This is a genomic window from Mesorhizobium sp. NPDC059054, assembly GCF_042739215.1.
Lineage (GTDB): Bacteria > Pseudomonadota > Alphaproteobacteria > Rhizobiales > Rhizobiaceae > Mesorhizobium.
On the sequence record NZ_JBHYHV010000007.1, the window covers coordinates 79373 to 102979 of the forward strand.

General features: G+C 60.8%; 24 protein-coding genes, 1 tRNA gene and 1 pseudogene. 13 read left to right on the forward strand and 13 right to left on the reverse strand.

What is annotated here, in order from left to right; translation table 11 throughout:
* The first annotated feature begins 190 nt into the window (after positions 1-190).
* The 6 genes from ACFWXH_RS26925 to ACFWXH_RS26950 all read left to right on the forward strand — a co-directional run bounded on the left by ACFWXH_RS26925 (position 191) and on the right by ACFWXH_RS26950 (position 5036).
* On the forward strand, positions 191-736 hold the full coding sequence (locus ACFWXH_RS26925) for a GNAT family N-acetyltransferase (protein WP_379124501.1): 546 nt from the start codon (positions 191-193) through the stop codon (positions 734-736).
* Between the two features lie 88 nt (positions 737-824).
* Complete coding sequence (locus ACFWXH_RS26930) at positions 825-1586, forward strand: 3-hydroxyacyl-CoA dehydrogenase (RefSeq protein WP_379124502.1); 762 nt, start codon at positions 825-827, stop codon at positions 1584-1586.
* Between the two features lie 4 nt (positions 1587-1590).
* On the forward strand, positions 1591-2766 hold the full coding sequence (locus ACFWXH_RS26935; RefSeq protein WP_379124503.1) for a CaiB/BaiF CoA transferase family protein: 1176 nt from the start codon (positions 1591-1593) through the stop codon (positions 2764-2766).
* Positions 2767-2802: 36 nt separating this feature from the next.
* Entirely contained in the window at positions 2803-3585 is a 783-nt protein-coding gene (locus ACFWXH_RS26940) for a HugZ family protein (RefSeq protein WP_379124504.1), read from the forward strand.
* Positions 3586-3724: 139 nt separating this feature from the next.
* The gene (locus tag ACFWXH_RS26945) at positions 3725-4057 is read left to right on the forward strand and encodes a helix-turn-helix transcriptional regulator (protein ID WP_054311467.1); all 333 of its coding nucleotides are present in this window, start codon (positions 3725-3727) and stop codon (positions 4055-4057) included.
* Positions 4058-4232: 175 nt separating this feature from the next.
* The gene (locus ACFWXH_RS26950; protein WP_379124505.1) at positions 4233-5036 is read left to right on the forward strand and encodes a TrmH family RNA methyltransferase; all 804 of its coding nucleotides are present in this window, start codon (positions 4233-4235) and stop codon (positions 5034-5036) included.
* Between the two features lie 90 nt (positions 5037-5126).
* Here the strand turns inward: ACFWXH_RS26950 and ACFWXH_RS26955 are convergent, their stop codons facing one another.
* Together ACFWXH_RS26955 and ACFWXH_RS26960 are read right to left on the reverse strand one after the other, a co-directional pair.
* The gene (locus tag ACFWXH_RS26955) at positions 5127-6254 is read right to left on the reverse strand and encodes a hypothetical protein (RefSeq protein WP_379124506.1); all 1128 of its coding nucleotides are present in this window, start codon (positions 6252-6254) and stop codon (positions 5127-5129) included.
* 273 nt (positions 6255-6527) lie between these two features.
* Entirely contained in the window at positions 6528-7109 is a 582-nt protein-coding gene (locus ACFWXH_RS26960; protein ID WP_054311451.1) for a DUF1134 domain-containing protein, read from the reverse strand.
* A 323-nt stretch (positions 7110-7432) separates the two neighbouring features.
* On the opposite strand from ACFWXH_RS26960, the gene chpT reads away from it, so the two are divergent.
* Both chpT and ACFWXH_RS26970 read left to right on the forward strand, forming a co-directional pair.
* Positions 7433-8062: a histidine phosphotransferase ChpT gene (gene chpT, locus ACFWXH_RS26965; RefSeq protein WP_379124762.1), complete on the forward strand. Its 630-nt coding sequence runs from the start codon at positions 7433-7435 to the stop codon at positions 8060-8062.
* Between the two features lie 194 nt (positions 8063-8256).
* Positions 8257-8697 carry a PleD family two-component system response regulator gene (locus ACFWXH_RS26970; RefSeq protein WP_054311453.1) on the forward strand — a complete coding sequence of 147 codons (441 nt, stop codon included), beginning with the start codon at positions 8257-8259 and terminating at the stop codon, positions 8695-8697.
* A gap of 6 nt (positions 8698-8703) precedes the next feature.
* Here ACFWXH_RS26970 and ctrA read toward each other — a convergent pair whose 3' ends face one another.
* Positions 8704-9399: a response regulator transcription factor CtrA gene (gene ctrA, locus ACFWXH_RS26975; RefSeq protein ID WP_054311454.1), complete on the reverse strand. Its 696-nt coding sequence runs from the start codon at positions 9397-9399 to the stop codon at positions 8704-8706.
* Between the two features lie 442 nt (positions 9400-9841).
* Between ctrA and ACFWXH_RS26980 the strand changes: the two genes are divergently transcribed.
* On the forward strand, positions 9842-10219 hold the full coding sequence (locus ACFWXH_RS26980; RefSeq protein ID WP_379124507.1) for a flagellar export protein FliJ: 378 nt from the start codon (positions 9842-9844) through the stop codon (positions 10217-10219).
* 67 nt (positions 10220-10286) lie between these two features.
* Here ACFWXH_RS26980 and ACFWXH_RS26985 read toward each other — a convergent pair whose 3' ends face one another.
* Positions 10287-10613 carry a winged helix-turn-helix transcriptional regulator gene (locus tag ACFWXH_RS26985; RefSeq protein ID WP_379124508.1) on the reverse strand — a complete coding sequence of 109 codons (327 nt, stop codon included), beginning with the start codon at positions 10611-10613 and terminating at the stop codon, positions 10287-10289.
* Positions 10614-10774: 161 nt separating this feature from the next.
* Here ACFWXH_RS26985 and ACFWXH_RS26990 point away from each other — a divergent pair, with 161 nt between their 5' ends.
* Positions 10775-11701, forward strand: coding sequence for an NADP-dependent oxidoreductase (locus ACFWXH_RS26990; RefSeq protein WP_379124509.1), 927 nt, complete (start codon positions 10775-10777; stop codon positions 11699-11701).
* 70 nt (positions 11702-11771) lie between these two features.
* Here the strand turns inward: ACFWXH_RS26990 and ACFWXH_RS26995 are convergent, their stop codons facing one another.
* Complete coding sequence (locus tag ACFWXH_RS26995) at positions 11772-12047, reverse strand: DUF1153 domain-containing protein (RefSeq protein WP_013529904.1); 276 nt, start codon at positions 12045-12047, stop codon at positions 11772-11774.
* A gap of 251 nt (positions 12048-12298) precedes the next feature.
* Between ACFWXH_RS26995 and mnmA the strand changes: the two genes are divergently transcribed.
* On the forward strand, positions 12299-13489 hold the full coding sequence (gene mnmA, locus ACFWXH_RS27000) for a tRNA 2-thiouridine(34) synthase MnmA (protein WP_379124511.1): 1191 nt from the start codon (positions 12299-12301) through the stop codon (positions 13487-13489).
* A gap of 24 nt (positions 13490-13513) precedes the next feature.
* Here mnmA and ACFWXH_RS27005 read toward each other — a convergent pair whose 3' ends face one another.
* The gene (locus ACFWXH_RS27005) at positions 13514-14479 is read right to left on the reverse strand and encodes a Gfo/Idh/MocA family protein (protein ID WP_379124512.1); all 966 of its coding nucleotides are present in this window, start codon (positions 14477-14479) and stop codon (positions 13514-13516) included.
* Positions 14480-14529: 50 nt separating this feature from the next.
* Between ACFWXH_RS27005 and ACFWXH_RS27010 the strand changes: the two genes are divergently transcribed.
* On the forward strand, positions 14530-14841 hold the full coding sequence (locus ACFWXH_RS27010; RefSeq protein WP_379124513.1) for a hypothetical protein: 312 nt from the start codon (positions 14530-14532) through the stop codon (positions 14839-14841).
* A 33-nt stretch (positions 14842-14874) separates the two neighbouring features.
* Positions 14875-14951 (forward strand) — tRNA-Met (locus tag ACFWXH_RS27015).
* Positions 14952-15196: 245 nt separating this feature from the next.
* On the opposite strand, the pseudogene ACFWXH_RS27020 reads toward ACFWXH_RS27015, so the two are convergent.
* From ACFWXH_RS27020 to ACFWXH_RS27050, 7 genes and pseudogenes are all read right to left on the reverse strand, one after another.
* Positions 15197-15552: pseudogene (locus ACFWXH_RS27020) on the reverse strand (cobalamin-dependent protein); the annotation flags it as partial.
* Positions 15553-15758: 206 nt separating this feature from the next.
* Positions 15759-16718 carry an alpha/beta fold hydrolase gene (locus ACFWXH_RS27025; RefSeq protein WP_379124514.1) on the reverse strand — a complete coding sequence of 320 codons (960 nt, stop codon included), beginning with the start codon at positions 16716-16718 and terminating at the stop codon, positions 15759-15761.
* A 158-nt stretch (positions 16719-16876) separates the two neighbouring features.
* Positions 16877-18127, reverse strand: a complete 1251-nt coding sequence (locus ACFWXH_RS27030) for an MFS transporter (RefSeq protein WP_152979961.1) — start codon at positions 18125-18127, stop codon at positions 16877-16879.
* A gap of 71 nt (positions 18128-18198) precedes the next feature.
* Positions 18199-19629, reverse strand: a complete 1431-nt coding sequence (locus ACFWXH_RS27035) for an aldehyde dehydrogenase family protein (protein WP_379124515.1) — start codon at positions 19627-19629, stop codon at positions 18199-18201.
* Positions 19630-19691: 62 nt separating this feature from the next.
* Positions 19692-20555 (reverse strand): MaoC family dehydratase N-terminal domain-containing protein, encoded by an 864-nt coding sequence (locus tag ACFWXH_RS27040; RefSeq protein ID WP_379124516.1) that lies wholly within the window; start codon positions 20553-20555, stop codon positions 19692-19694.
* Between the two features lie 122 nt (positions 20556-20677).
* Positions 20678-22432, reverse strand: a complete 1755-nt coding sequence (locus tag ACFWXH_RS27045; RefSeq protein ID WP_379124517.1) for an ABC transporter permease — start codon at positions 22430-22432, stop codon at positions 20678-20680.
* Positions 22429-23484: an ABC transporter substrate-binding protein gene (locus ACFWXH_RS27050; protein ID WP_379124518.1), complete on the reverse strand. Its 1056-nt coding sequence runs from the start codon at positions 23482-23484 to the stop codon at positions 22429-22431. Before ACFWXH_RS27050 ends, ACFWXH_RS27045 begins: the two co-directional genes overlap by 4 nt.
* Positions 23485-23607 lie beyond the last annotated feature (123 nt).

Genomic DNA, 23607 nt, shown 5'->3' on the forward strand with positions numbered 1-23607 from the left:
ACGCTGGCGCAATGCCAGCCAAAACATCGATTGCGATCAAGAAAGTTTGATGCTAGCGGAAAATCCGCATGTTCGACTTTGCAACGATCCGGTTCGACCGACGACGAAAGATCGCCCGCGCTTGAAGCGCTGACTGGCGAAACGCTGCCGCTTGCAGCAACCTTTCCTTGCATACCGGAACGCAAAGACCATGAGCCTTGCCGACGTGACCTACCTGCCGGAAACCCCGGCGTATGATCCCGAGATCGAATCCATCAACGAGGAAGCCTTCGGGCCTGGGCGGTTCACCCGCGCCGCCTACAAGATCCGCGAAGGTGGTCCCCATGAACGCGACCTCTCTTTCGTGGCCGTGAGCGGCACTACCGTGGTCGCCTCGGTGCGCATGACCCGTATCATGGCGGGTTCCGGCAAGGCATTGCTTCTTGGACCTTTGGCGGTGCGCCCTGCCTTCAAGAATCTCGGCATCGGCCGCAAACTCGTAGCTATGGCATTGGAAGCAGCGGTGAAGGCCGGTGCGACTTGCGTCGTCCTGGTCGGTGATGAACCCTACTACGGTCCGCTTGGCTTCAAACGAATCCCGCGCGGACAGATTTCCATGCCACGGCCCGTCGATCTCGATCGTCTCCTGGCACACGAAATCGAACCCGGCGCCGTGGCCAGACTGACCGGCATGGTTCATCACGCCGACCAGGTCGGCCATGATGCCGACCGTGTCGGCGCCATCGAGCCGGCGTAACGCGACGTCATCCGTCCCAGATTGCCTTGCCTGTTGCAGCGCCTGCCGCGGGCCCATAGCATATTCCAACGAGCGAGGAGAACAGCGCATGAACCCACACGGCCAGATCGCAATCGTGACCGGCGGCGGCTCGGGTCTTGGCGAAGCGACGGCGCGCGCGCTGGCGGCCAAGGGGGCCAAGGTCGCCCTCTTCGATGTTGGCATTGACCGTGCTGACAAGGTGGCAGCGGACATCGGCGGCATCGCTGTCAAATGCGATGTCTCCAGCGCAGAGAACGGGGCGGCGGCGGTGGCCGAGGTTGCGAAATCGCTTGGAGAGCCGCGGATCCTGGTGAATTGCGCCGGCATCGCCATCGGCGTGAAGACGGTTGGTAAGGACGGCCCGCATCCCCTCGACCAATACCGCAGGGTGATCGAGGTCAATCTGATCGGCAGCTTCAACATGATCCGGCTGGTTGCAGATCGCGCCGCCAAGCTTGAACCACTGACCGGTGGCGAGCGCGGCGTCATCGTCAACACCGCCTCGGTTGCCGCCTTCGATGGACAGATCGGGCAAGCCGCCTATTCGGCCTCCAAAGGCGGCGTGGTCGGCATGACCTTGCCGGTGGCGCGCGACCTCGCCCGCTCCGGTATCCGCGTCTGCACGATCGCGCCCGGCATCTTCAAGACACCCATGATGGCCGGCATGCCACAGGAGGTGCAGGATTCGCTCGGCGCTGCCGTACCCTTTCCGTCCCGGCTCGGCGAGCCGTCCGAATATGCGGCTCTAGCGCTGCATATCGTCGAGAACCAGATGTTGAACGGCGAAACCATCCGCCTGGATGGCGCCATCCGCATGGCGCCGAAATAGACCCATGACGGAGGCCACCCCGCAGGGAGCCAAAAGCGGACCGCTGGCCGGACTTGCGGTGATCGAAATGGCGGGGTTGGGTCCTGTCCCGCTTGCCGCTCTCATGCTTTCCGAGATGGGAGCAACGGTGCTTCGCATCGAGCGCAGTGCCCCCACCCGGCATATCATGCCGCTGCCGGTCGAATATGATCTCGACCGGCATGGCCGCGATATCCTTGCCTTGGATCTGAAGCGTCCCGAATGCGCCGAACTGGTGCTGCGGCTTGCCGAGAAAGCCGACATCTTGATCGAAGGCTTCCGACCGGGCGTGATGGAACGGCTCGGTCTCGGACCAGATGCGATCCTGGCGCGCAATCCGGCGCTGGTCTACGGACGCATGACAGGTTTCGGACAGGACGGCCCCCTTGCCGAGCGCGCCGGTCACGACATCACCTATCTTGCTTATTCCGGTATCCTGCACGCCATCGGTCACGAGGGTGGAAGACCGGTGCCGCCGCTCAACCTAGTTGGCGACTATGGTGGCGGCACAATGATGCTGATCGCCGGGTTGCTTGCCGCCCTGTTCCAACGCTCGCGCAGCGGCAGGGGTCAGGTCGTCGACACGGCCATGGTCGAAGGAGCCTCGATGCTCACCCTCCCGCTTCAGGCCGCAATGGCGGCGGGCTTCTGGAACGATCGGCGAGGCGTCAACCTTCTCGATTCCGGTTGCCCCTTTTATGACACCTATGAAACCGCCGACCGCCACCATATCGCCATCGGGTGTCTGGAGCCGCAATTTTTTGCGGAATTTGCCCGTCTGCTGCCGCTCGATCAGCAATTCGTAGCGGGTCAGTATGATCAGAAACTCTGGCCGCGGATGCGCGAAACCATAGCCGCGCGGGTGCGCGAAAAGTCCCGCGGCGAATGGGACCGGCTTTTTGGCGGGACCGACGCTTGTGTCGCGCCGGTATTGTCCTTCGCCGAGGCGCGGCAGCATCCACACAATCGTGCGCGCGCCGCTTTCGTCAATGTCGGCCGCTTCCCCAGACCGGCCCCTGCTCCTCGCTTTTCGGCGACGCCATCCGCTGCAAGCGAACCCACTTGCGAAAACGAACGGACGGTTGCCTCGATCCTGGCGCGCTTCGGTTTTCAGGAAGACGAAACTGCGACCCTTGTCAAAACCGGTGTCATCGGCCGATAAGTGGACAGTAATATTCATCTTATTATAGTGAGCGCCGTGGAAGAGCCGAAGAAAGACGTCATCCGGGAAACCGACGCCCAGTCGATCCAATTGGCTAAAACGCTGCTTCGCACGGCGCGCTACGGGGCGCTTGCCGTCATCGATCCGGCCTCGGGCGCGCCGCTTGCCAGCCGGGTTGGCGTCGCCACCGACCTCGATGGCACGCCGCTTATCCTGATCTCCATGCTCGCCCCGCATACGGGAGCCTTGCTCGCCGATTCGCGCTGTTCCTTGCTGGTAGGCGAACCGGGCAAGGGCGATGCGCTCGCTCACCCGCGCATGACGCTGGTTTGCCGCGCCATCCGGCTGGAGCGAGGCATGGCTGAACAGGTCCGGGCAGAACGGCGCTATCTCAACCGCAATCCCAAGGCCAAGCTTTATGTCGGCCTCGGAGATTTTTCCTTCTTCCGGCTCGAGATCGAGCGCGCCTCGCTCAATGGCGGCTTCGGAAAGGCTTATCTGCTGGATCATTCGGATCTGATCGTGAACGGCGTGATCAATGATGCATTGGCTGAAAGCGAGCAGTCCGCGCTCGACCACATGAACAGCGAGCATCTCGAAGCGATTGCGGTCTATGCCCATCACTATGCCAAAGCAGGCAACGACGGTTGGACGCTGACCGGATTTGACGCGGATGGAATGGATCTGGTCAATGGCGATCGGGCAGAACGCGTCTTCTTTCCCAAGCGGCTGGAAACGCAGCAGGATCTGCGCAAGACACTCGTGGAGATGGCGAAGGCTGGCCGCGCTGCCGCAGAACACGAAACCTTCAGAACTTGAGCGAAAATTGAACTGCCGATCACAGAGCTGTGACCTAAGGTTGCATCCGACACTTGCATCACTTAATAAAATTAGTGTATGAGTGAATCATAACGCCATTGCCCCCATGGCTTCCGTGCAGAAGAAAGGTGGGCATTTGATGCTTCCAGAAAACCAGGTGACCGAAACCGCCGCCGCGTTCCTCACGCTCATGGGCAACGAGAAGCGCCTCGCCATCATGAATCATCTCATCGATGATGAATTGACGGTGGGAACGATCGCCGAAAAAGTGGATCTCAGCCAATCTGCTCTCTCGCAGCATCTGGCGAAGCTACGCGCGTTCGGTCTCGTCCAGACGCGCCGCGACCGACAGATGATCTACTATTCCTGCCGCTCGGACGCCGTTCGCCAATTGCTTCGAACTCTCGGTACGATTTTCGGCGGCAGCTCCGAAGCGCAGCAGCCTTCGCGGTTTCTTGGCACCGGCAACTGAGCGCGATAGATCGTCCTGGTTGTATCGATATCGATGAACCCAGCCATGCAGCCGTGGAAGGCTGCAATATGGATGGCTTCCGAAACCAAGCCCATCTCGCTATAGCGATCGAGACGTCTGAGCCGGATACACATCGGCGCAGGCATGAAAACCTTTCGCTTCCCACCGGTCGCTGATGGAAACCATTCGTATCGATGATCCGGAAGATCCTCGGGTCGCTCCATATCTCGACATTCGCGAGCGCGATCTCGTTGGCAGACAAGGACGCTTCATCGCCGAAGGCAAGGTCGTCCTGAACGTGCTTCTGAACAGCAGCCGTTTCCAGGCCGAATCCATGCTCGTGCTGGAAAACCGCCTCTCTGGCCTCGACGAGACCTTCAAAGAGGCGCCGGCGCAGGTGCCTGTCTATGTGACCAGTCGCCAGGTCATGGATCGTATCGTCGGCTTTCCCATTCACCGCGGCATATTGGCTGCAGGAAAGAAGGGGACACCCCTGCAGGTCGGCGACATCCTCGACACGCTCCCGCAAAAGGCGTTGGTCATCGTGGCCGTCGGCATCGCCAACCATGACAATCTGGGCGCGATCTTCCGCAACGCGGCTGCCTTTGGCGCTGACGCGGTTTTGATCGACCCGACCTGCTGCGATCCTCTCTATCGCAAGGCGATCCGGGTTTCGGTTGGTGCCGCGCTGAAGGTGCCGTTTGCAACCGTTCCGGATCCCGCCGCCCTGGCTGCCGACCTCATGGCCAGGGGCTTCGAGAGCTTCGCACTCTCTCCGCGCGGCGACACGAATATTCGCAACGTCAAGCCATGTCCGAAGGCCGCTCTCTATCTCGGCACGGAAGGAGAAGGCCTGCCTGCTGCCCTGTTGGCGCGAATGCAAACGCTACGCATTGAGATGGCCAAAGGCTTCGACAGCCTGAATGTCGCCGCTGCTTCGGCCATCGCCTTGCATCACTTCTCTGCAAACGGCCGTTGAAGCCTCGGGCGACTTGGACGGATAAGAAACTCTGGTTTGCCAGGCCAGAGCAATCTAGCAAAGTACAAAAGCGGAAACGCTCTGGAAGCGTCAGCTGGGAGAAGCCGCCTTTTGCAGTGCCCGCACCCGTTCGGCAATGCTGCGGATTGCAGCACCATCTTCGGTTTCGTTTCCCTGCCCTTCAGAAGCGGCAAGCGCTTTGGCGACTTCCGAATTCGGCCCTTCCAGCGTGGCTGTGAGCGTGATGATTTCAGCCGCGAGATCCTGCATCTGCTCGCGCAGAAGCGCGCCCTCGCGTTGTTCTCTCACTCCCTCGTCGCGCTGACCGGTTTCGAATGAAGAGGCGCCCCCTCGCAGTTTCTTGTTCTCGCGAACAAGCGTGGTGAGCCTTGCCTCCAACCGTTCGCGGTCATTGTTGAGCTTGGCGACTGCCTCTTCGGTGTCGCCCGTGGTCCCGGAAATCAGAGGGGACAAAAGCAGAGGAGAGAGTTGCATCGCGCGATCCTCTTGCGGGCGTTGCGCGCCGTTGGCCACGGCGCCTGGTTCGTTGACGAAAACGTCCGTCTTCAGCCCCTTCTTCTTCATCTCTTCCTTGAGCCTCGCCAACTCCCGCTCGCGCCGATCCAGCGTTTCATCGCGGTCTGCCAACGTCGAGAGAAGACGTTCCAGCTTCCGTTCCCGATCCGCCAGCTTCTTCTTCTCGTTCGCGAGCGCCTCGATGGCTGCCTTGCCCTCTGTCATCATGTCCTGATGGCGCTTGTCCACTTCCTTGCGCTGAGCCCGCAACACCGAGACGTCGTTGTTCAGTTTTTCGATCTCCGATTCGCGCGCGACCAGTTCGATCTGCCTGTTCGAGGACGAGAAGCTGGCTTCTTCATACAGCTGGCCAAGTTTCTCGATCTCTTCCTTCTTCTTCACCGCATCTCCCTCGAGAGTAGCGAGCTTCCCGGACAAGCGCTCGATATCGGCCACGCGCTGCTGCAACTGCGTCTGCAATTCACTGCCGGCGGCTTCCAGCGTGGCGATGGTCTCCCCCTTCTGAACCACTTCGCTTGCGGCCAGCTTCAACTCCTCGCGAACGCGGTTGATTTCGATGAAGCGGTCATTGGCCATTTCCCTGGAGGTTTTGGCATCCATCTCCAGCCTGCGTGCCGTCACGGCAAACTCGGCACGCAGGCGATCCTTGTCCGCGGCGATTTCCGTGGAGGTAAGCGGCATTGCAGCCTGAATTCGTTTTTTTGTCAGGGCGACGGCCCGCCGCCAGGCAGCAGGCGCAATCAGGACGACCAAAAACCCGGCGCACAGGAAACCGAGAAGGAAGAAGAGGATCGACTGAACCAAGATGGTCTATCCGTTAAGTTCGGCTGCTCGCGCCGGGGTAGACGAAATTTTGCATGGTCTGGCAGGCAAAATCCAGTATTCGGCACCCTGTATTTCGGCGGGTTGTGGCCTCTCTTCCACAATCCGCCGATCACTCTCAACCAGTTCAGGTCAAAAAGGGTTCCAGGTCGGCTGCTGGGTGAGCTTCAGATAGCCCAGGTTGACACCAAGCCTGGCACCAACGCCGGTTCGGATCGGCACCAGGAGCACGTTACCGGACTTGAGGACGTTGAAGCCAAGGCCCGCAATCACATAGGCCGAGCCCGCAACGCCGCCGAACCGATTATAGAGGTTGCTGACGTCATCGAGATTGTAGACCAGCACCATGACCCTGGAGCCCTGTCCACCGAAATCCCAGCCCAGCGACGGTCCTTGCCAATAGACTTTATGGTCGCCGGCATTCTTGGTGTAGAGCTTGCCTTCGCCATAGGTGAGACCGCCCACGAACGCGCCGGAACCTTCCTCGCCCAGCACGTAGCCGTTCGGCAGGCCGTAGGTGGAGAAAATCTTCTCGACTACGGTAGCCAAGCCGCCCGAGGTTTCGCCGAAGAACTTGTGGCCCGAATCAACGATTTCCTGCGACGTGTACTGCTGGGCGTACGAAGCCTGGAGCGAAAGGGTGAAAAAGCCCAACAGGGCGATCGTCAAAGCGAGAGCGCGGGGAATGCGCCAATCGCGAAATCGGGAATGCATGCTTCCAATCTCCGTCTGGGAGCACCTTCGCCGACGCCTCGCACCCGCGACTCTCAATCGGCCGCTTCCGGTGCCATTCCCTGGCAAACTATGCCGTAATCGTTTTTCAACCATTAAGCTCTCACATGATGATGGCGGTTCGAAGGCCAGTCCGAGGGTTTCTACCGGTCGAACTGGCGCAAGGCACCATATGCGACATCTCCGGATTGGTTGCTCCACCCGAACGCGCCGTATATCCAGACGGAACTGGGGAGAGCGTGATTCGCGCGGTCGGTGCGCTGGGTGGATGTCCAAGCGCTGTTGCATCTTTTCTCGAGGGTTCCATGGCTGACCTTTTCACACTTACGCCTTCCGAACTTGCCGCACTGCTGTGCAGCAAGGTCTGCCACGACATCATCTCGCCGGTCGGCGCGATCAACAATGGCTTGGAACTGCTCGATGAAGGCGGCGCCGATGAAGACGCCATGAACCTCATTCGACAGAGCGCCCGCAATGCCTCGGCTCGACTGCAGTTTGCCCGCATTGCCTATGGTGCCGCCGGATCAGCCGGCATGCTCATCGACACCGGGGACGCCGAAGCGGTCACGATCGCCTACCTCAAGAACGAAAAACCTGAATTGACCTGGACGGGCAGCCGAGCCCTGCTGCCAAAAAACAAGGTCAAGTTGCTCCTGAACCTCGTTTTGATTGCCAACGCGGCTATTCCACGGGGCGGCAGACTCTCCGTGACGCTGGAGGAGTTGGAAACCGAACCGCGTTTCACTCTTTCGGCGAGCGGCCCGATGTTGCGGGTTCCACCGAAATTCCTCGAGCTTCACTCGGGCGGCAAGCCTGAAGAGCCGATCGACGCTCATTCGGTCCAGCCCTACTATACGCTGCTCCTCGCGCGAGACGCCGGCATGACCATTACGATCCGCGCCACGGCAGATGAGATCGTTCTGGCCGCTGTGTAATCAGCAGGGCCTAGGCACCAATTCAACATGGGCGTTCGCGCCGCCGAGCACGGCTTACCGATCAGCCCCCATCTGCACGATGGCTTGCAGTCTCGTGCAAATTTTACGCATTGCCTTTTCCGCTTTTTAAATGCCCTGCCCTAATATCTGAGGCGAAGGGCAGGATCCGCATGATACGCGGAAAGGGGGATGGCATGAAACGCTGCATGTTCGTCGACAAGTCGAGCGTGATCCGCAAGGTCGCCAAGCGTATCCTGACCAGCGAAAGCATGCTCGTCGTGGAAGCCACGGCAGGCAGGGAAGCAATCGACCTCTGCTCCGCAGAAATGCCGGACATCATCGTTTTTGACGTATCGCTGCAGGATATGCAGCTCCCCGAGTTTATCGGTCACATCCGTTCGCTCGGTAGCCCGGTCGTCCCGCAGATCGTCGCCCTTTTGGTGGAGCTCGATCTCGGCGCCATCATGCGCGCGAAGCGTGCAGGCGCGCATGGCTACCTGCTGAAACCCTTCAACCGTGTCCAGTTGCTTGACCGCTTTCGCGCGCTGCAGGCCAGCCGGGACACGGCACGCACCAGGACAGCAGCGCCAACAAAAAACCCGGCACAGGCCGGGTCTTTCGACATTCGACTGTAGGCGCGATCAGGCGCTTTCGCGGATCTCTTCCGGCTCGCGCAGCACGTAGCCGCGCCCCCAAACCGTTTCGATGTAATTCTGGCCGCCGGAGGCTGCGTCGAGTTTCTTGCGCAACTTGCAGATGAAGACGTCGATGATCTTCAATTCCGGTTCGTCCATGCCGCCATAGAGGTGGTTGAGGAACATTTCCTTGGTCAGTGTGGTGCCCTTGCGCAGCGAGAGCAGTTCCAGCATCTGATATTCCTTGCCGGTCAGATGCACGCGCTGGCCGCTGACTTCGACGGTCTTGGCGTCGAGATTGACGATCAGCTCGCCGGTCGCGATGACCGACTGGGCATGACCCTTGGAGCGGCGCACGATAGCGTGGATGCGGGCGACCAATTCGTCCTTATGGAATGGCTTGGTCATATAGTCGTCGGCGCCGAAACCGAGACCGCGCACCTTGTCTTCGATGCCAGCCATGCCTGACAGGATCAGGATGGGCGTCTTGACCTTGGAGAGGCGCAGCGTGCGCAGCACTTCGTAGCCCGACATATCCGGGAGGTTCAGGTCCAGCAGAATGATGTCGTAGTCGTAGAGCTTGCCGAGATCGACGCCCTCTTCACCGAGATCGGTGGTGTAGACGTTGAAGCTTTCGGACTTGAGCATCAGCTCGATGCTCTGAGCGGTTGCACTGTCGTCTTCTATCAGCAGAACGCGCATTTTATTCCCCTTTCTGCTGCCGAACCTGACCCGTCCGGGACCGGAGCAGTGATTGCCTGAGCCGAAGCTGCCACTGAATGGTTAACAAATCCTAATTTCGCGTTCAAAGCGATACCAGAAATTTTAACCTCTTTCCACACACACTTGAATCCAAACACGATTCATCGCGTCAAATTTTGATTCAGCACATTAAGAAAGTGCCGTAACCGACTCAACGGACTCATCTCTTACGTCCCGCGCCCGGGCCGAAATTTTTACCCGGCCTTAAGCCCTGACCCGTATGATTAACAATGCCCGTAAACGAATGGTTACCGTACGGAAAAAATCTTAGGACTTTGTTTTCCATAGAGTTCCGAAAATCGGGGGGAACACGGGCGACACGGAAGCCTCGCAAGGCCAGCGAGGCGATAGTGCAAGTGTGCGTTGGCAGGAGTACCGAATCATGAAGTCACGCGAGAACCTCGTTCGACTGAAGCAATTTCAGGTGAATGAGAAACGCCGGCAGCTTCTGCAGCTGGACATGATGATCGCCGAATTCGAGCGCATGGCTGGAGAACTGGAGTTCCAGATCACCGCCGAGGAAAAGAAAGCCGGCATCACCGACATCAATCATTTCGCCTATCCAACGTTCGCCAAGGCGGCAAGGCTGCGGCGCGACAATCTCAGGAATTCGCAGGCGGATCTCGCTCAGCAGCGCAGCGCCGCAGAAGCGCTCCTCAACGAAGCCGAGGCCGAATTGGCGAAGGCGGAGATGCTGGAATCGCGTGATTCGCGTGTACGCGAACCGGAAACCGGCGGCCGCAGCGCGATGATCGGCTAACCGCGCGATCACTGTTCCCGGTTTTATAAAAGCCAACGCAATCTTGCAGGCCAGCCGCTGACACCGATCAGCCGGCTGCAGCCTGCTTGCCGCTGCTTTCCTCCGCCGCGAGGCGCGCGCTTCTGATATCGGGCACGTGCATTTCCGACCATGACCTAATCTGGTCGAGCAAGCCGGCGAGGTCATGCCCCAGCGCGGTTAATTCATATTCCACACGCGGCGGAATGACCGGAAAAATCTCGCGCAGAACCAGCCCATCCCGTTCCAGCGTGCGCAGCGTCTGGGTCAGCATCTTTGGCGTAATGCCTTCCATCTTCCGCGCCAGCTCGCCATGGCGCATGCGACCACGCCGCAACGCGCCGACCGTCAGATAGACCCATTTGCTCGATAACATCTCAAGCACCGCGTGCGACGGACAGGTCCGCCGGAACGCGTCGTAGCCATAAGGTTCGCACTCATCGCTATACATGGGGTGCCTATATATCAAAAAGGTACGTACTGGACAATGGATAGGCACTATCTTTTGTATAGTGTAAATCAAAACAGGAGATACCCATGCGTGCCATTGTCCAGACCAGCGTCGGCGGCCCCCAAGTACTAACCCTTGCAAATCGCCCCGACCCGGTGCCGAACAAGGGAGAAGTGCTCGTGCGGGTTCATGCAGCGGGCATCAACCCCGTGGACGTTGCCGTTCGCAGTGGCGCCTATCCGCTGCTTGGCGAACCACCTTTCACGGTCGGCTGGGATATTTCCGGTGTCGTTGAGAAGGTTGGCCCGGACACGAATGACTTCGCGGCAGGAGACGAAGTGTTCGGCATGCCGCGGTTCCCCGAGGAAGCCGCCGCCTATGCCGAGCTAGTGTCGGCTCCTGCCGACGAGCTCGTCCTGAAACCAAAGGGGATAGACCATGCCCACGCCGGCGCCCTCCCCCTCGCGGGGCTGACGGCATGGCAGGCTCTGGTCGGTGCGGGGCAGATCAAGCCGGGCCAACGTGTACTTGTTCAGGCTGCGGCGGGCGGTGTCGGGCATCTGGCGGTTCAGATCGCCAAGGCCTTCGGCGCTTATGTCGTAGCGACTGCCAGCCCCTCCAAGCTTGGTTTTGTTCGCAATCTCGGCGCTGATGAAGTCGTCGACTACACGACGACCAAATTTTCTGACGTGGTGTCCGGCATCGACATCGTCCTGGAGCCGATCGGCGGCGAGAACGCGGAACAAGCCGTCAAGGTCTTGAAAGACAGCGGCACGCTGGTCTCGTTGCTCGGCATTTCCGACAAGGCCAGGGCAGAAGCCAAGTTGCGGGGTATCCGCCATGAGCACATTTCAGTTGTACCGGATCGCGAGGGGCTGAGGGAATTGGCCAAACTCATCGACGCGGGCAAGCTCGCCGTTCATGTCGCCAGGACATTTCCGCTGGAAGAAGCCGGAGAAGCTCAGGCCTTTCTGGCGACAAAGCCGACAGGCAAGATCGCACTCCAGATATGAGGCCACGAAAACAACCCATCAACGAAAAGGCGCGGAACCCGCGCCTTTTTCATTCCTGGAACCAGATCTGTCAGTGCCGGTATTGCTGAATGCGTGTAGTGCGCAGCCCAGCCAGACCATACTCGTCAATGGAGGCCTGCCAGGAAAGAAACTCTTCCGTGGTGAGCTTGTAGCGCTGGCAGGCTTCATCGAGGCTGAGCAACCCGCCTCGCACTGCAGCAACCACTTCCGCCTTGCGCCGGATAACCCAGCGGCGGGTGTTCGTCGGTGGCAAATCGGCAATCGTAAGAGGGCTGCCGTCAGGCCCGATAACATATTTGACTCGCGGTCTAACCAGATCGGTCATCTTACTCTCTACTGAAAACTCACAGAACCAATCCCTGCCACAGTACCGCCACAGCTTTAAAAATTGCCTAAGCGGTTACTCATGGATAAGTAATGTTCATGAATCTCGCGTTAGGCTTTTCGTAAGCTTTTGAGACAATTGCCGCATTTCGTGGTGCAACACCCCTCCGCGCCCTGCGCTGGCGTCCACGAAGCCTATGCCCTATATAGTCAAGGCCGCCTGTTTTGCGGCTGGATTTCGGAACTGACACCATGAACAGCCTGGACCTTCCCGGACGCCCAGAAGACACACGTGTCGTCGTTGCCATGTCTGGCGGCGTCGATTCTTCGGTTGTCGCCGGCCTCCTGAAACGCGAAGGCTATGATGTCGTCGGTGTGACACTGCAGCTCTATGATCATGGCGCGGCCACCCATCGCGCCGGTTCCTGCTGTGCGGGCCAGGACATCGAGGATGCGCGCCGGGTTTCGGAGACGCTTGGCATCCCTCACTATGTGCTCGACTACGAAGAGCGTTTCCGCAAGGCGGTGATCGATCCATTCGCCGAAAGCTATGTCGCTGGCGAAACACCGATCCCATGCGTGTCATGCAACCAGACCGTCAAGTTCGCCGACCTCCTGGCAACGGCTCAGGATCTCGGCGCGGATGCGCTGGCGACCGGCCACTATATCCGTTCCAGGGCCAATGGCGCCCATCGCGCCCTGTATCGCCCGGTCGACGCCGATCGCGACCAGAGCTATTTCCTGTTCGCCACCACGCAGGCGCAGATCGATTACCTGCGCTTCCCGCTTGGCGGCCTGCCGAAGCCGGAAGTGCGGGCGATGGCTGAACAGATGGGCCTCGTGGTCGCCGCCAAGCAGGACAGCCAGGACATCTGCTTCGTGCCGCAGGGCAAATATTCCGACGTCATCGCGAAGTTGAAGCCGACGGCTGCCAATCCGGGTGACATCGTTCACATCGACGGCCGGGTGCTCGGCCGGCATGACGGTATCCTGCGCTACACCATCGGCCAGCGGCGCGGCATCGGCGTCGCTTCCGGCGAGCCGCTCTATGTCGTTCATCTCGATGCCGACCGCTCAAGGGTCATCGTCGGTCCGCGCGAGGCGCTGGAAACCCACAAGATCTATCTGCGATCCATGAACTGGCTGGGCGACGCCGCCCTTCCCGACATTTCCTCCAGCGGGCTCGAACTGTTCGCCAAGGTGCGCTCGACGCGCCCGCCGCGGCCTGCCGTCCTGCACCATCGCGACGGCAGCACCTGGGTCGAACTGGTGGATGGCGAGTCCGGCATCGCGCCGGGTCAGGCCTGCGTGCTCTATTCCGATGACGGCAATGAGGCGCGTGTCTTCGGCGGCGGCTTCATCGAGCGGTCGGAACGGGGCGCCGAGGCCGAGGCTATGCTGAACCGCCTGACCGGCAAGCCTTCGGCTATCGCCGCAGAGTAACGGGCAGTCATAGGTCCGAGGATATCAGCTGGCGATGCGGCCGTGTGCGACCGTGCCTGCGGTCAGGATACGCAGCACTCGGATCGCTTCTTCCCCGTCCGTGCGTGGCTCTGCGCGCGTTTCGATGCATTGCAGGAAGTGCTGCAGCTCGCGGGTCAACGGCATTCCCTGCTCGACCTCGATATAGGTCGGCTCGTTACTGGTGGCCGCCCACTGGCCGCTGTCTTGCCAAACGGCGTGATGATAAACGGCAAGCTTTCTTTCCCAAGGTTCGACGTCGTCGAAAACCGCCATGGCCTTGTCGCCGACCACCGTCAGCCGGCGCTCGCGATAGGGATTGAGCCGCGAGGCAAAAAGATGGCTTCGCAGGTTGTTCGGGAAGCGCATGTGCAGATGCGCGAAATCGCTCAGATGATCGAGCAGCGCGGCCCCCTCGCCTCTCACTTCCAGAGGTTCAGTGCCGGTAAGGGCCAGGATCATCGAGAGATCGTGCGGCGCAAGATCCCACAGCGCATCGTTCTCGGTATGGAATTTGCCAAGGCCAAGGCGATGCGAATGGATGTAGCGGATTTCGCCGAGTTCGCCTTCGTCCACCAGCGCCTTCAATTTCTCGAAGGCGGGGTGGAAGCGCAGCACATGGCCAACCATGAAGACGCGCTGGTTGTCCTTTGCCGCCTGCACCGCGCGCTCGGCATCCGGCACAGTCAGCGCGATCGGCTTTTCGACCAGAACATCCTTGCCGTTCTCGACGGCGCGGATCGAGAGGTCGGCATGGAACTGCGGCGGCAGCGCCATGACGATGGCGTCGACATCCTCGCGCTTGAAGAGGTCGTCCGGCGCAATGGCAAGGCAATCCTGTTCACTGGCAAAACCTTCGGCACGCGCGAGATTGGCGTCTGAAACCGCGTGCAGTGCGCCCAGCCCCTTCAGCGTCCGGATATGGTTGCTGCCCCAGTACCCGCATCCGAGGACTGCTATACGCGGTTTCATCAAATAGGAACTCAAGCATTTCGCGCGAAAATCGTGGTTGAGACATAGCGGTGCACCTCGCCGAACTCAACCCCGTCACCTTCGCCAGATGGATTGCTCACACCGCCGATGCACCGCTTTTCGATAAGCCGGCACAACGAAGTCGCGGAACTTGGCTCGGTCAAAGCCTTTGCGCAAAGCAGTTCCGCCCCATGGTTGCACGCAAAAACTACCTGCTCTGCGACTTCCAGGCGCGCCAACCCGGTTGTAAAAACATGCGCGCCCATTTCTCTGGTTCCTGCCCCTTCTCGGTGCTTGACAGGATTAGCACCGCCACCTTATATCCGCGCGACCTTGGTGCTGCCCCCATGATCCGCTTTTAAAAGTGGTCTTCTGTGGCTCAGCATCGACCCGATGGCGGGGTAGCTCAGTTGGTTAGAGCACGGGAATCATAATCCTGGGGTCGGGGGTTCAAGTCCCTCTCCCGCTACCATCGATCCCCCGACGCGGCGATACGCATGTTGGGGTAGACTTTCGGGGCTTGCATCAGAAGCGCCAATCTCCCTTGCAATTCGAGCCTGAACCCATCGCTTTGCGGGATAACCGTTACATGCGCTATCAGGCTTCGGACACGGCATGCAGATCAGCCACTTGCTCCTCGTATCGACGCAGCGCGGCGGCCCCAACGATCGCCTCTTCCGGCGGCGCTGAAAGCTCCGCCTCAATCGCGGTCTTTTGCGCGTGCAATTCCGTCAATTTCGGCCCGGCGACCTCCATCGCAACGCGTTCGGCCTCGTAGAACTGATAGTCCTGTCGCGGAATGACCCTGCCGACCACCACGAGAACGTCCCCCGCGCCTCGCCTCTTCAGCGCCTCGACGCGTTGAGGCACGGGGGTCTTGTGCCCGGCCGTGAGCGAGGACATGCCGACGACATGGACTTCGATTTCACTGCAAGCTCTGCGGCCTCCTCCGGGGTCTGGAACAACGCACCGGCGATGACCTCGAACCGGCATCTCCAAAAGCGGACGCGACGACCTTTGGCGCCGCGATCATGGCCGTCCTGATCGAGCTTGGCTACCATGATGCGCGGTTTGTCCATAACGAACCTGCTGGCTCTGCGCGATGATCACCAACCACCTGCTCCAGATTTTTCTAGCCTTTGCAGGCCGACGGATGAATCGCCACCAGTCGGCCTCCATGCCAACCTCTTGTAGAGAAGCGATCGCAACTTGCCTGAGATCGAGGTCAGGAAAGCACCATTTTCGCTGCCCTGCTCCGCTCTAGCGATGCGGAAGCACTCTACCGCGTCGCGCCATTGCGCTTGATGAAATCGAGCACGACCCGGTTGAAGACCTCCGGGCGTTCCCAATAGGCAGAGTGCCCGCACTCCGGAACGACGAACTTCTCGGCACCGGGGATGTGGCTGTGCTGGATGCGCATCATCGACGGCGGCGTGTAGAGATCCGCATCGCCGGTCATCACCAATACCGGCAGTTTCCAGGCTGCGAGATGATCCCATACCACCTTGTTGGCGTAACCCTGGCTCTTCATCTCGCCGATCTTGGCCTTGTGTTCCAGCTCGAGCCATGCCGCGTGACCCTGTGGGTCCAGATGACGATAGGATGGGCTGAGCTCCTTGAAGTCGCCGGCCAGATCGTCGAACCCTTCCGGATAGATCAGCTTGTAGATGGCGCGGTAGTCGTCATTGGTGACGCCGACGATGGTGTTAGCGAGCACCAGCGACTGGACACGGTCCTCATGCGAAACGGTAAAGTCGGTGGCCACCATGCCACCGGCCGCGGTACCGACAAGATGGACCTTCTTCAGGCCGAGATGGTCGATCAGCTTGAGCAGATCACCCGCTCCAGTGCCGGGTTTTTCCGGATCGCCCAGTTTCGAATTCAGCCTACCGCGGCGGGAATAACCGATCACACGGTAGCCGGCGTCGGAGAACACCGGCTGCTGGTACCCCCAGACCGCGCCGCTGCCGGTGCCTGCATGCAAGAGAACGACCGCCTCGCCATCGCCGCCCGTGTCGAAATACCAGATCGAATGACCATCGCCGACGTCGAGCAGTTCTTCCTTCTGCGTTTTCTGCTTCGGCAAGGGTGTCGGCACGACGCCCGGATCTTCCTTGCTCTCGGTAGCGGCAACAGCGGCATATGGCGGCACGGCCACAGCTGCGGCGGCCGCGCCCAACAGGGCCGTCTTGAAGGCCGTGCGGCGGCTGATCGTGCCACCGGAATTTTGAGACTGCATTTTTCCCTCCTCTGAACGTACCCATCCGTGGCGGCGCTTGAATCCGCTTCGCTGGCTCGGGCTTCTTTCTGAACGGCGCGATGGTCGAAAGATTGGGCTGAATCGTCAAACAACTAATTCGCAAGGCCGTGTGACGAAACCTGCTGATGGGACGCCGGCTACCAGGAGCGTGCGGCCATCATCCACGAGATCATGGCGGCACCGACCCCGACCGCCCCCAGCACAAGCAGGGTCACCGGCATGGTCACGGCATCCGCCATGCCGCCGAAGGCGAGTGCGCCGAGGGCATTGCCGCCGATGCTGGCGAAAAGCCAGAGCCCGATGGTGGTTCCTCGATAGGCGTCCGGTGTCTCGATCTGCATGACAGACTGGGCAGCGATCGCCGTGAAAGTCCCCGACGCTCCCATCAAGGCTGCGAGGCCGAGCGCGAGAAACCAGTTCTGGATCAAGCCCATCACGACCACCGCCGCGGTACCGGCGGCCATCCAGATATAGCTGCGTTGCAGCTCCTCCAGATGCTGCGTCGTGCGCTTGCGCAGCGTGATCGAAATTCCGGCGAGCAGCGCACCGGTGCCGACGGCGGAGAGCATTTGTCCAAGCCCGCTTGCGCCCCGCTTGTACATGCCGTCGGCAACCGCCGGCAGCACCTCCAGCAGGCCGCGCGGCACCAGCGCGGTGATGGTGGTGATCGTCATCGCCTGGATCAACCAGGTATTTGCCCAGATATGGCGCGATGCCTCGACCAACTGGCTGGCGATACCCTCCTTGGAGGCAGCACTGGCTTCACGCGTCCTCGGTTGGAGAAAGGCCAAAGCCACCAGCATCGGCAAGGTCATCAGGATCGCCGCGGCGATCGTGCCACCCGGGTCGGTCTTTTCCAGAAGCAGGCCGCCGACTGCCGGGCCGATCAGGCGCGCCGCGTTGAAGTTGATGGAGATCAGCGTGATGGCGTTGGCGAGCGCCTCGCGGGAAACGATCAGCGGCACGAGGGTAAGGCGGATCGGCGTGTTGGCACTGGAGGTGACGCCGAACAGCAGCGCAAGAACGCTCAGCATCCAGATATCGAGGACGCCGAGCGCAAACAGCACGCCGAGCGCCAGCATCAGAATGCCGAGCAGCGCCTGGGTCGTGAGGGCGCCCCGCTTGATGTCGACGCGGTCGGCCAGCACGCCGAAGAACGGGCCGGCAAAAAGCGTCGGCGCAAACAGCAGGAAAGAGACGATCCCGACCCAGGCCGCGGATTGCGTCAGCGACCAGCTGAACCAGCCGAGCACTACCCGGTTGACCCAGATGCCGGTCACGGAAACGAAGTTTGCCGTCAAATAGAGGCGAAAGCTCGTGCTGTTGAGTGCGTTCAGATGCATGACGGTAATGAAGCAGGCGACGAGGATCGGCAGCTTGCCAGTCACCAATGCCCGATTGAAAAATGCTTGGATCGGATTGTGACGGGGAACACTTCCCCGTCACCGGATCTGATGAGCTACGCGGCTTCGTAACCGGCTATGCCCTTGATCTCCAGGAAGTCCTCGAGACCGTATTCGGCATACTCGCGACCGTTGCCGGACTGCTTGTAGCCGCCGAACGGCATCGCGGCGTCCCAGGCGGGATAGTTGATGTGGACATTGCCTGTGCGCATGCGCGCCGCAACCTTGCGGGCGTTCTCGATATCCTTCGACTGAATGTAGGACGCCAGCCCGTAGACCGTATCGTTGGCCAGTTCGATCGCGTGATCGACGCTGTCGTAGGGCAGGATCGACAGCACCGGACCGAAGATTTCCTCTCGCGATATACGCATCTCCGGCGCCACGTCGGCAAAGACTGTAGGACGCACGAAATAGCCGCGGTTAAGCCCTGCGGGACGACCCGGACCGCCGGTCAGAAGTGTCGCGCCTTCGTCGATGCCGCTCTGGATCAGGTCCTGAATCTTGTCGAACTGGATCTGGCTGACCACCGGTCCGAGATCGATGTCCGGTGCATTGGCCGGGCCAACGACAAACTTCTCGGCGGCAGCCTTGGCGATGGAGGCGACCTCGTCATGCCGGTCGCGTGGCACGAACATGCGTGTCGGCGCGTTGCAGGACTGGCCGCTGTTGCCGAAGCAGCCCGCGACACCCTTCTCGACGGCAACCGAAAAATCGACGTCGGGCAGGAGGATGTTCGCCGACTTGCCGCCGAGTTCCTGGCTGACGCGCTTGACCGTATCCGCCGCAGCCTTCGCCACCAGGATGCCGGCGCGGGTCGAGCCGGTGAAGGACATCATGTCGACGTCGGGATGATTGGCCAGCGCCTGACCGACCGTCGGCCCATCACCATTGACGAGATTGAACACGCCCCTGGGCACACCTGCCTCATCGAGGATTTCGGCAAAGACAATGGCATCGAGCGGCGCGATCTCGCTCGGCTTCAGCACCATGGTGCATCCGACAGCTAGGGCCGGCCCGACCTTGCAGGTGATCTGGTTGAGCGGCCAGTTCCACGGCGTGATAAGCCCCGCCACGCCGATGGGTTCACGCACCACCATCTGCCGGCCCTTCGTCTGCCGGAACGGATAATCGCGCAGTACCTCGGCCGTCTTCTTCAGATGCGCCAGGCCAATGCCGACCTGCCATTCCAGCGAGAACTCACCTGGAGCACCCATTTCGCGCGACACGACGAGCGCGAGATCCCGGCTACGCTTCTTGTAGACGTCGATGACCCGGTTCAGGAGATCGAGCCGTTCCGCCACGCTGGTGAAGCCGTAGCTCGAAAAAGCCCGCCTGGCGGCTGCGACAGCCTTGTCGACATCCGCCTTCGAGCCAAGCGAAATCTGCGCGAACGTCTCTTCCGTCGAGGGATCGATGACGTCCAGCCGCCTCGGCTCGACGGGATCGACCCAGGCGCCGTCGATGTAGAACTGCAGATCGTGAGACATGATTTCCTCCAGTGCTTGCTTTCGCCTTCGGCCGGAGCCGTCCCGGCCAGGCATGAAGCCGGCTATGCCGGCCCGGTGATTTCAAAACGGCCGACCGCGCTGGCCGTCATGGACACGCGACCGGACGGCCCCTCGATCCAGAGGCTGTCGCGCTCCTTGCCGGCACCGGCGCGGGCTGTGAGCTTGTGTCCGGCGATTGCTGGCGACACGCCGCGATAGACGAACCGACGCGGCACGCCCGCATCCTCAGTTGCCAAGTTGAGAAGCAATGTCGCCTGGATCGGCGCGTGCACGACCAGGCCTTCATAGCCTTCGGTTTCGACGGCATAAGGCAGATCGTAGTGGATGCGGTGTCCGTTGAAGCTGATGGCGGAGTATCGAAACAGAAAAGTCGGCGTCGTCATGATCGACCAGTCTCGGCTCGATCGTCGGGCAGGCTCCGCCTCGTCGCGCGCAAGCCGCTCCGTCGCGCGGAAAGGCTGACGGGCCGCTTCCCGATAGACGATGTCATGGCGCTCCCGCACGGCTACACCACGCTCGGTGACATAGTCGCGCTCGACACCGACGAACCACAATTCGCCCGAGCGCCCGTCCTTGCGGGCAATGCCGGCGATGGTCGATATGCGCCGCACCCGATCGCCGATCCGCAACGGATCGATGGTTTCGACCCAGCCGCCCGCCCACATGCGCCGCGGCGCCGGCACTGGCGGCAGTTCACGGTTCTTCATCGGATGCCCATCGGGGCCGAGTTCCGCCATCCGTGCGATCGACGGCGCCAGGCACCAGTGAATGCCGAGAGGAGCCACGCCGGAAGGCACGACGGCAAGGTGAGGATCGAACACGGCATGGAAACTCTCGACGAGCCGTTCCGTAACGACGTCCTCTTCCTCGCTCTTGCGGCCGATCCACTCGGCAAAACTCGTCATGCCACTGCCTCCGCGCAGCCTGCCGTCAGGCCGCCCAAAATCCTGCGCTCCGGCCAGTTAGGCCGGAACGATATCGCTTGCATTGCTTTCGGCTGGCCTAGCCGGACGCCTCTAACGAGGCGCTAGAACGAGATGCCGCCGCCGTTGGACCGGCGTTGCACCAGGAAATAGAAGACCATTGCAACGATGCTCATCATCGCCGACCACAGCAGGCCAAGCGCGGCGACTTCGCTGAACTGACCGTTGATGGCCTGGTCGAAGATCGCCACCGCAATCGTCTTGGTGTCGGGTCCTGCCAGGATGATCGCCGTCGACAGATCGCGCGATGCGTTGAGGAACACGAAAAGCCAGCCCGCAACGATCGAAGGCATGAGCAACGGAACCACGATGCGGCGAAGCATGCCGAGCGGCGTTGCCCCGCACACGCCGGCCGATTCCTCCAGCTCCTTGTGGAGCTGCAGCGAACCGGTGAAGGTGTAGCGCATGCCGAACGGCAGGTAGTGGACCACGAAGGCGATGACGACGATGCTCAAAGTGGAATAGAGCGGGATCGGCGAACGCAGCGCCAGGTCCATCATCGCCACGCTGAGCACGATGGATGGAATGAGCATGGGCAGCGCGATCATCTGGTCGAGCACGGTGTGATAGACGCGCCGCCTGGCCACCAGCCAGCCGCAGATGACCATCAGCAGCATCGTCACCGTGGCAGCCGACGCGGACACGATCAGCGTGTTCGTGACGAGCTCCAGATAACGATCGTCCGACAGGACCAGGGCGAAGTTGTCGGCAGTGAGCGAAGAAAATGCCGACCAGCGCACCGGCCGGATGAACGGCGTGACCGCGACCCAGAGCAGCATCAACAGCGGCAGCACCAGGACAATCAGCACGTTGAGCAGGACGATGCCGCCGCACACCCAGCGTGCCCAACCCAGGGCCAGCGGCCGCGGCTTGTAGCCCTTGCCGGTCACCGTCGCGAAGCGCGACGCGTTCATGGCGAGGCGGCTGTAAAGATAGAGCAGGCCGGCAACGACCACGGTCAAGGCAACAGAGAAAGCGCTGGCATAGCCGATTTGCGGCGGGACGGTACGGATGCTGTCATAGATATCCGTCGTCAGCAGCTTGATGCCTGCTCCTGTGCCAACAAGCTTCGGAATGTCGAAGGCCTGCAGCGAACGAATGAAGATGAACAGGGCTGCCGCGAAGGCGGCAGGCGCGGCAAGCGGAATGGAAACCCTGCGCATCATCTCGAAGACATTGGCGCCGCTCATGCGGGCTGCCTCCTCGAGTTCGGCATTGGCCATGCGGAAGCTAGCGGCAAAGAGCAGGAATGTCAGCGGAATCCAGCCGAAGCCCTCGATGATGACCATGCCCGCCATGGAATTGACGTTGAAAAGCAGGCCGCTGCCGCCAGCCAGCCGGTAGAGGTCGTTCAAAGGCCCCGTCGGCCCCAGGAAGAACAGCCAGGCCGGAACGTAGATGACGCCGGGAATACTCAGCGAAACGACCGTCATCAGATAGGCGAGATCGCGAAACGGCGCGTTGGTGCGCTCGACGATCCATGCCAGCGAACCACCCATCAGGATGGCCAGCACGGTCGAGAGCAACGCGAAGATGACCGAGTTGATCGTGCTTTGGAGAAAGTGCCCGTTTTCGGTCAGGCGGGCGAAATTCTCGAGCGTGAAAGCACCGGATGAACCATCCGGCATGGTGACGAAAAGACTGTTGCGCACCAGTGAAACGAAAGGCGGCAGGACAAGGCAACCAACGATGACGACCATCACCAGCGAAAGCAGCCAGAGCGGGTCGCGGTAACGCCGCCCGGCCCCGGAGATCCGGGGCCGGGCGTCCTGGGAGGAACCATCAATGATGGCCGTCATTTGAACAGCTCGTCATAGATCTTGAGCCAGGTCTTGAGCGGCTCGGTTTCCTGCGAGGCCACTTCAGGCGACAGCAGCGTGAATTTGAAATTGCCGGTCTTTGGACTGATCGCGGGGATTTTAGCCTGCACATTCGGATGGCCGGGCGGATAGTTGGCTTCGCGGATGATTTGCGCGCCATCCTCGGAGAACAGATATTCGAGGAACAGCTTGGCGGCATTCGGATGCGGCGCGTTCTTGACGATCGCGATGGCGCCGAGATTGGCGACCAGCGGCTCCATTTTCACCCAGCCGATCGGAGCACCCTTCGCCTTGCTGATTTCCGCATGATGGTTGTAGGTCATCACGCCGATCTCGTATTGGCCCGAAATCACCTTGTCGATCGCAACACGCTGGCTACCGGGATCGCGGGCGATCTGCTGCTGGCTGAGCTTGCGCAGATAGTCCATGCCCTTCTCTTCGCCCATCGTCTGCAGGATGTTGCCGATGAAGCCGGGAGGGCCTGAAACGCCGCGCGTGTCGGTCCACACCATCTTGCCCTTCCATTTCGGATCGAGCAGATCCTCATAGGTCTTCGGCGCCTGGTCGGCCGGAACGAGATCGGTGTTGTAGGTGGTGGTCAGGAACAGCGTGTAGATGCCCGAATAGAGCTTGGACGCCGGCTTGAACATCGGATCGTAGTCGGCAAGCGCCAGGGGCTGATACGGCTCGATCAGGTTGGCGGCGGCGAGCGGCGCGATCGCGGTGCCGGGCGTGTCGAAAAGGTCAGCCTCCATCTTGCCGACGCGCGCCTGGCTGGTCAGCTTCAGCACGGTATCGGAATCTCCGGTCGTGGCGTATTTCACCTCGATGCCGTATTTTTTCTGAAAACCTTCGGCCAGCGGACGCACGACCTGAGGAACGATCAGGCCCGTGTACCAGACCATCTGGCCTTCGGCCTTGGCGGCGTCCACGAGCTGCTGTGACGGATCGGCAAATGCCGGAGCACCAGCCAGCGACAGCGCCAGCGTGGCCCCGACCAGCCTCAAAAGATTGCGGCGGGTATTGTTCAAAGAGTCCTCCCTTGAGTAGCCGGCCTGTTTTCGCAGGCCGCGTGGCTTGGTTTGCTGCCAAGTCTCACTGATGGTGCATGTTGCTTGCCGGGTCCCGGAATCGTCAAACGACTAAAAAGACCC

Bases quoted from the DNA above. Each gene is read 5' to 3' on its own strand.
- ACFWXH_RS27025 (WP_379124514.1), bottom strand. From the start codon at position 16,718: ATGCAGTCTCAAAATTCCGGTGGCACGATCAGCCGCCGCACGGCCTTC.
- ACFWXH_RS26930 (WP_379124502.1), top strand. From the start codon at position 825: ATGAACCCACACGGCCAGATCGCAATCGTGACCGGCGGCGGCTCGGGT.
- ACFWXH_RS26970 (WP_054311453.1), top strand. From the start codon at position 8,257: ATGAAACGCTGCATGTTCGTCGACAAGTCGAGCGTGATCCGCAAGGTC.
- ACFWXH_RS26950 (WP_379124505.1), top strand. From the start codon at position 4,233: ATGGAAACCATTCGTATCGATGATCCGGAAGATCCTCGGGTCGCTCCA.
- ACFWXH_RS26945 (WP_054311467.1), top strand. From the start codon at position 3,725: ATGCTTCCAGAAAACCAGGTGACCGAAACCGCCGCCGCGTTCCTCACG.
- ACFWXH_RS26955 (WP_379124506.1), bottom strand. From the start codon at position 6,254: ATGCCGCTTACCTCCACGGAAATCGCCGCGGACAAGGATCGCCTGCGT.
- ACFWXH_RS26995 (WP_013529904.1), bottom strand. From the start codon at position 12,047: ATGACCGATCTGGTTAGACCGCGAGTCAAATATGTTATCGGGCCTGAC.
- ACFWXH_RS26980 (WP_379124507.1), top strand. From the start codon at position 9,842: ATGAAGTCACGCGAGAACCTCGTTCGACTGAAGCAATTTCAGGTGAAT.
- ctrA (WP_054311454.1), bottom strand. From the start codon at position 9,399: ATGCGCGTTCTGCTGATAGAAGACGACAGTGCAACCGCTCAGAGCATC.
- ACFWXH_RS27045 (WP_379124517.1), bottom strand. From the start codon at position 22,432: ATGACGGCCATCATTGATGGTTCCTCCCAGGACGCCCGGCCCCGGATC.
- ACFWXH_RS27035 (WP_379124515.1), bottom strand. From the start codon at position 19,629: ATGTCTCACGATCTGCAGTTCTACATCGACGGCGCCTGGGTCGATCCC.
- ACFWXH_RS26925 (WP_379124501.1), top strand. From the start codon at position 191: ATGAGCCTTGCCGACGTGACCTACCTGCCGGAAACCCCGGCGTATGAT.
- mnmA (WP_379124511.1), top strand. From the start codon at position 12,299: ATGAACAGCCTGGACCTTCCCGGACGCCCAGAAGACACACGTGTCGTC.
- ACFWXH_RS26935 (WP_379124503.1), top strand. From the start codon at position 1,591: ATGACGGAGGCCACCCCGCAGGGAGCCAAAAGCGGACCGCTGGCCGGA.
- chpT (WP_379124762.1), top strand. From the start codon at position 7,433: ATGGCTGACCTTTTCACACTTACGCCTTCCGAACTTGCCGCACTGCTG.
- ACFWXH_RS26990 (WP_379124509.1), top strand. From the start codon at position 10,775: ATGCGTGCCATTGTCCAGACCAGCGTCGGCGGCCCCCAAGTACTAACC.
- ACFWXH_RS26960 (WP_054311451.1), bottom strand. From the start codon at position 7,109: ATGCATTCCCGATTTCGCGATTGGCGCATTCCCCGCGCTCTCGCTTTG.
- ACFWXH_RS27040 (WP_379124516.1), bottom strand. From the start codon at position 20,555: ATGACGAGTTTTGCCGAGTGGATCGGCCGCAAGAGCGAGGAAGAGGAC.
- ACFWXH_RS26985 (WP_379124508.1), bottom strand. From the start codon at position 10,613: ATGTTATCGAGCAAATGGGTCTATCTGACGGTCGGCGCGTTGCGGCGT.
- ACFWXH_RS27005 (WP_379124512.1), bottom strand. From the start codon at position 14,479: ATGAAACCGCGTATAGCAGTCCTCGGATGCGGGTACTGGGGCAGCAAC.